Raw genomic sequence first — 5841 nt, 5'->3', positions numbered from 1 at the left:
TGAAAAACTATTATCACTATTTATAATTTCTTCTTCGTCATTAATCATAATTTTATCAATTTTGCCGTCTTGAATAGCACCTGATACAGATATAGTACCCTCTGCATCAATTATCATTAATTTTTCATCGTCACTTAATACTGGGTCGGTAATTTTAATTAGTTTTGGACCTACTTTTACTACCTTATCTTCGCTTTCTTTTTTGATTACAAATTTCTGCTTTATATATCCATCTGCACAACTATTATTTTTTTTAACTTTAACGTAACTCCATTTGGGATCTTTTTGAGCAGGTGCAAAAAATAATAGTTCTTGACCCTTTTTAACTTCTGCAACTACTTTTGAATTACTTGAAGGTTTTTGATAAATTTTAGCACCTGAAGATGCTTTGTGATTAAATGGAATATCTCCACAATCAGCTAAACCACCAATCTCATCTTCTAGTCCTTTAATTTCTTCCTCTTTTGCTTGAATTTCTTTTTCTTTATTCTCCAACTCTTTTTTTCTTTTCTCAAGTTCAAGAATTGCACAATCTTGATCTAGTTTACAAAGCCGATGAAAAAATAAAGCAGTTTTACACGTATTTTTTTGAGCTTTAGTTCTGTCTTCTTCAAGGATACAAACCATTGGTTTGTGTTTTTTTGAGGGATGTGCAGTTACTTTATTTGAAATAAATACAAATGTTAATAAAAAAATCGTTAATAAAAAAATAGAACTTAATTTTAGTGAAAATAATTTCTTCATGAATTTATTTTAATAACTCCTTAATATGATCAGCTGATACAGCTATATTTTCTGCTGCAGTATCAGAGATCAATGTATTTAATCCAATAATGTATCCATCTTTATCAAACAATGGACCTCCAGAACTACCTGAATGAACTTTTGCTCCATGAACAATAAATTTTGTATCTTTATCAAATGCTTCTAATAATTGTCCACCAAAATTTCTATCAAGCTCTTCTCCTGTGCCAAGCCACTGAATATCGCCAGTTGAAGTATGACCAATCATTCCTCCTGGAGAACCCATTGCTCTAACAAAACTACCCTTTTTTAAATTTTTAAACGATTTAAATTTTTCTATTGGTTTCATTGAAATTTTAAATAAATCTTTCGGGTTGTGTTTAATAATACAAATATCTTTGTTGATATTTTTTTTAGTCAATTCAGCTTCTGCCCATTCCTTTCCATTAAGCAATTTAATCCAAATTAAATTTCTAATTTTGTCATTATTAAAATCCCAGTTGTACTCATCTCTTGCATGTATCAAAGTTTCTTTATCTGGTTCTGCCATAGCTACATGGCAATTAGTAGCAATTTCTTGTTTATTAATTATGACACCAGAACCAGAGCCAAAGACATATTCAGCCTCTTTGGTATAATTAGTAAGTACCATCTCTATATAAACAACAGACTCTTCTAAATCTTCTATGTTATTTTTTGGCTTAGCTGCAAATTTTTTTTCAAATAAAGTTCCATTAATCGCTGCTGTTTTGTATTCTTGTAAGCAATTATTATATGTTTCAAGACCAAATTTTTTCTGTCTAATACATTCCATTTTAATTTTTCTTATTTGATCTTTATCAAGCTCACCATCTTCAAGAATGACAAATTCATTTCCTTCTTCAATAAAATTTTTTCTTACTTCTATTCCACATGCTTTAGGGTCAGAAGAATCTTCGCATTGTATTTTTATAGCATCTCTGTGACCTTTTGAAATTTGTCCACCACTGTCGCCGCATGAGTTTAAGAGAAATAAAGAAACCAATAAAATAAGGCTTTTTGAACAAAATGAATTTAATATATTCATAAAAATAAAAATATTTTACATAAACATAACTTTTATTCTGGACTCTTTAAAGTATTTAAATTTAAAATATTTTTTTATAAAATTCTTATCAAGTCTGGTTGTGCTGACTTGTAAAACAAGGGACAACATTAATTTTGTAGAAAATACACAAGGTTTATATGGTTATAAGATTTGTAAGTTTTTTATGCTGTTTTTTTATTTTTTTTGGCATCTCATATGCTAAAGAGGATTGTAATCCAGAATTTCAATTAGCTAAATTTCCATCTATTGGTCAAGTTGATAGTGAAAGTGAGGATAAGCCCGTATTTATTTATTTTGACAAAAGTTTAAGTATGCAGGGCTATACAAAAGATCAACCAGGTGTAAATAATTTATATATTAATGTTATAGATGATTTGCAGCAAATAGCTGAAAATGTAGGGAACAAAACTTTCTATCATGAGTTTGGTAAATCAATCAAACCAATTAAAGAAAATAAAATTTCACAAGTAATTAAACCTATATTTTATGAATGTACTGATGCAGCATCTGAATGTAATAACCAAGAATCAAAAATTCATTTACCTTTTAAAATTGCAAAAGCTAACCCTGATGGAACTTACATAATTGTAACGGACCTTTTTTTATCAAGTAAACAATTAGTAGGAGGTACATTAAATCAATTAACTAAACCATTAAAATCAATTTTAAAGAAAGGTAAATCTGTAGGAATTATCGGAGTTATGAGTTCCTTTAATGGAACAATTTATGATATTCCAAAAAGAGAGGGTGGAACAGTATCTTATACAGAGGCTCAAAAAAGACCGTTTTATATAATCATTATTGGAGATCAAAAAGAAATAAATCAAATTAAAAAAAATTTAGAAGAACAACATTTTACAGATCCAGAAGATAAATTTAAATTTTCATTAATTACGAGCACACCAATTTTACAAAATTTAAATGAAAAAAAATTAATTACAGAGAAATATATTAAAAATATTTCAAACGCAGATAGTTTTAGATTTGATTATTCAGATCAGGGTTTACCTGTTTATAAATTTGAAACCAATAAAAAAAGAAAATTAAATTTTTCAATAAATAATAATGAAATAATTGTACAGGGCTCAACGGGAGTTTCAGATTTTAATATTAATGAAAAATTATGGGTAAGCCAAGAGACAAAATGTAAAAAAATTAATTGGAAAAAATCAAAATTTGAAACAATAAGTCAATGGTCACAAACTGACAATAAACTAGCTGTTCAGCTTTTTAAGGAAGTATCTTTAAAGAAACTATTCAGAGGAATGAGATATTTTTATTTAGGAGAAATTTACGCTCAAAAACCAGGAACTATTTCTGAAGAGACTTTTAGAGAGTGGTCTATAAGACCCTCAGATGCTGAAGAATTTAAAGAAGGAAATCCAGTTGAATTTAAAACACTTAATTTAGAAAAAATTATTAGAATTTTAAACTCTGTTGCAAATGACGAATTTCAACCAACACTAATTGCTAGCATTGCTTTAGATTTTAATTTAACAAAATAGTTATGAAAAATATTATTCAATCAATTATTTACGGCTTAGTTGGCCTTTCTATTTTTGGATGGTTTAGTGTTTTTATAACAGTTTTGTCTATTTCTGATCCAGGACCAGATAGTTATATAGTTGGTTTTTTCAGTGATAATATCATGTCATCTGAAAGAATAGAAAATTTAGGCTTTGATAATTTTGCTGAAATTTCCTCATCTTTTTTTACAACGCTTTTTTTTCACATGAATTTAACATTGATAATTATTACCGCTTCAACGACTATAGGCTGGTGTATTGTTAGTCATTTTTTAAATATTGATGCACCTGGAAAAGCAAAAATTTATGCTATTCATTGGTTAATAGTGTCAGCAATATTTATTGGATTAGTTTTTGGTATAACTTGGTATTTCACTTCCTCAACTACTTATCCTGCCGCTGAAGGGATAACGACTAGTGGACAATGGTTATTAATATTCATGTCGTTATTAATTTATGTTGTTCCTTATTATCTTGGAGTTCTGTTAGGGACTGCTAGATTTGCTAGATCATCAGTTTTATTAGCAAATAAACTTCCGGGGGGCTTTTGAAAAATTTCATAATTGGTATCGGTGGTACAGGCGCAAAATGCTTAGAGCATTTATTGCATTGCTGTTCAGCAGGTTTAGGTCCAGATAATCTATGGGCTGGAATGGTTGATCAGGATGAAGCTAATGGAAATGTCAGCCGAACCAAAATTCTTTTAAGTAAATATATGAATCTTAGAAGCAATTTAAGAGATGAAGCTAAGCACGATTTATCAAAAGAAAGCAATCTATTTAAAACAAATATTTCAGCAAATAATGACTCTGTATGGCTTCCATTAAAAGGGGCCGATCCAACTCTAGAACAGGTTATCAATTACAATGTACTTAAGCCTGAGGTTAAGGATTTAATTGACTGTTTGTATGATCCTGAAGAAAAGATGCAAAATCTTTCTGAAGGATTTAGAGCAAGACCAAATATTGGTGCAGCAGCAATGTTAGCTACTACATCAAACGAGGATGATCCATTTTGGTCACAAATTTATAAAGCCATTGATGCAGCAAGAGGTGGTGAACAGGTAAGAGTTTTTATTATTAGCTCTATTTTTGGTGGAACAGGTGCTTCAGGATTCCCAAATATAGCGAGAAGAATAAAACAAATTCAACAAGAGAAAAATGTTACATCTAATTTTCATTTAGGGGGAGCATTAATGTTGCCATACTTCAACTATGAGGTACCAGAAGAAAATATGGATGGTGAATTATTTGCTAAACCAGAGGAGTTTTTAGATCAAACTAAGGGTGCATTGGAATATTATTCAAAATTATTTGAATATAATAAAATATTTGATCAAGTTTATGTAACAGGTTGGGATCCACTATCAAAATTAGCTAATTTTAAAATGGGTGGAAACCTACAAAATAATCCACCCTTGTTTCCTGAGCTGTATGCAGCATTAGGTGCATTAAGATTTTTTAGCTCAGAAAATACAATTAGCGAAAATCAAGAAATATTTCATATTGGAAAAAATGATGGAAATGACATTTTATGGAGTGATATTCCAAATGTATCAAACAGTTTAAATTCTAAAGAAAGTATATCCAAATTAATCAGGTTTGCCTTCTCTTATAATTGGATGTACGGGCCAGCACTTACTGGTAGTTGGAGTAGAATTAAAAAATATCAAAATGAAAATTGGTTTAAGAGATTAATATTTAAAAATACATATAATAACGATACAAAAACTTGTGAAGTTGGACATGAGCATAATCAAGAAATAATTCTTTTGATGCAAGAGTACTGTCAAGATGTATTAACTTGGATAACAGATATGCAATACTCCACTGTAGCTAATACAGATCAAAAGATGGATTTAATTGTTTCTGATTTCTTTTCAGAATTTAAAGCGAAAAATGTTTCAAAGAGAGTAAATATTAAAGAAAAGTTAAATGCATCTGAAAAAAATCAATTCAATACGTTAATCAATGACAGTAAAAATTTAAAACTACTTAATATTATGAGCAATATTAGTTACAAAAAAATTTATAGAGATCAAAAGGGTTTGGGTGTTTTTATGGACATTCTCTTTAGATCTTGTGAGCAATAATTATGGTTAAAAAAGTACTACCACCATTGAACGATCAAAACCAAGTTCCAAATATAGCTGGATCTGGTGAGTGGAAAGCAGAGGATGCAACATTTTTAAGTAAATTAGCGAAAGGCTTAAAAATGGGTGGTGAAGAGGTTGTTTTAGCTTCAGATATAAATTCTGTTCCAGATGTTTGGGCTAGAGTTTTAATTGTTAGAAATGGTTTAGTAGACAATACAGCATCAATTGTGGATGAGTGGAGAGGAACATTGGCTCTTTTAGCTTTAGCTCCTTATTACAAGCATATATACGAATTGAATTCAAATATTGTTAATATTCAAGATATTAAAAATAATCCTTTTACAGGAGGTGTTCCATCAGGCTCCAATTATTCTCACATAGGTAAAATT

5 protein-coding genes and 1 pseudogene are annotated in these 5841 nt (G+C 29.4%); 4 read left to right on the top strand and 2 right to left on the bottom strand.

The window, feature by feature from the left end; translation table 11 throughout:
* Both AMN88_RS03420 and AMN88_RS03415 read right to left on the bottom strand, forming a co-directional pair.
* Positions 1 to 744: pseudogene (locus AMN88_RS03420) on the bottom strand (SH3 domain-containing protein); the annotation flags it as partial.
* Positions 745 to 748: 4 nt separating this feature from the next.
* Entirely contained in the window at positions 749 to 1810 is a 1062-nt protein-coding gene (locus AMN88_RS03415; protein ID WP_075536429.1) for a S1 family peptidase, read from the bottom strand.
* Positions 1811 to 1968: 158 nt separating this feature from the next.
* On the opposite strand from AMN88_RS03415, the gene AMN88_RS03410 reads away from it, so the two are divergent.
* The 4 genes from AMN88_RS03410 to AMN88_RS03395 form a co-directional block, all read left to right on the top strand.
* Positions 1969 to 3336, top strand: a complete 1368-nt coding sequence (locus AMN88_RS03410) for a hypothetical protein (protein WP_075536428.1) — start codon at positions 1969 to 1971, stop codon at positions 3334 to 3336.
* A gap of 2 nt (positions 3337 to 3338) precedes the next feature.
* Complete coding sequence (locus AMN88_RS03405; protein WP_075536427.1) at positions 3339 to 3908, top strand: hypothetical protein; 570 nt, start codon at positions 3339 to 3341, stop codon at positions 3906 to 3908.
* A complete protein-coding gene (locus AMN88_RS03400; protein WP_075536426.1) occupies positions 3905 to 5449 on the top strand; it encodes a tubulin-like doman-containing protein in 1545 nt (514 codons plus the stop codon). Before AMN88_RS03405 ends, AMN88_RS03400 begins: the two co-directional genes overlap by 4 nt.
* 2 nt (positions 5450 to 5451) lie before the next feature.
* A partial coding sequence (locus AMN88_RS03395) for a hypothetical protein (RefSeq protein WP_143323669.1) occupies positions 5452 to 5841 on the top strand: 390 nt, incomplete at its 3' end.

The sequence above is a fragment of the Candidatus Pelagibacter communis genome (genome assembly GCF_001180165.1).
GTDB classification, from domain to species: Bacteria; Pseudomonadota; Alphaproteobacteria; order Pelagibacterales; family Pelagibacteraceae; genus Pelagibacter; species Pelagibacter ubique_P.
The sequence above is the reverse complement of the archived record's forward strand: the minus strand, read 5'-3'. Positions and strand labels throughout refer to the sequence as shown.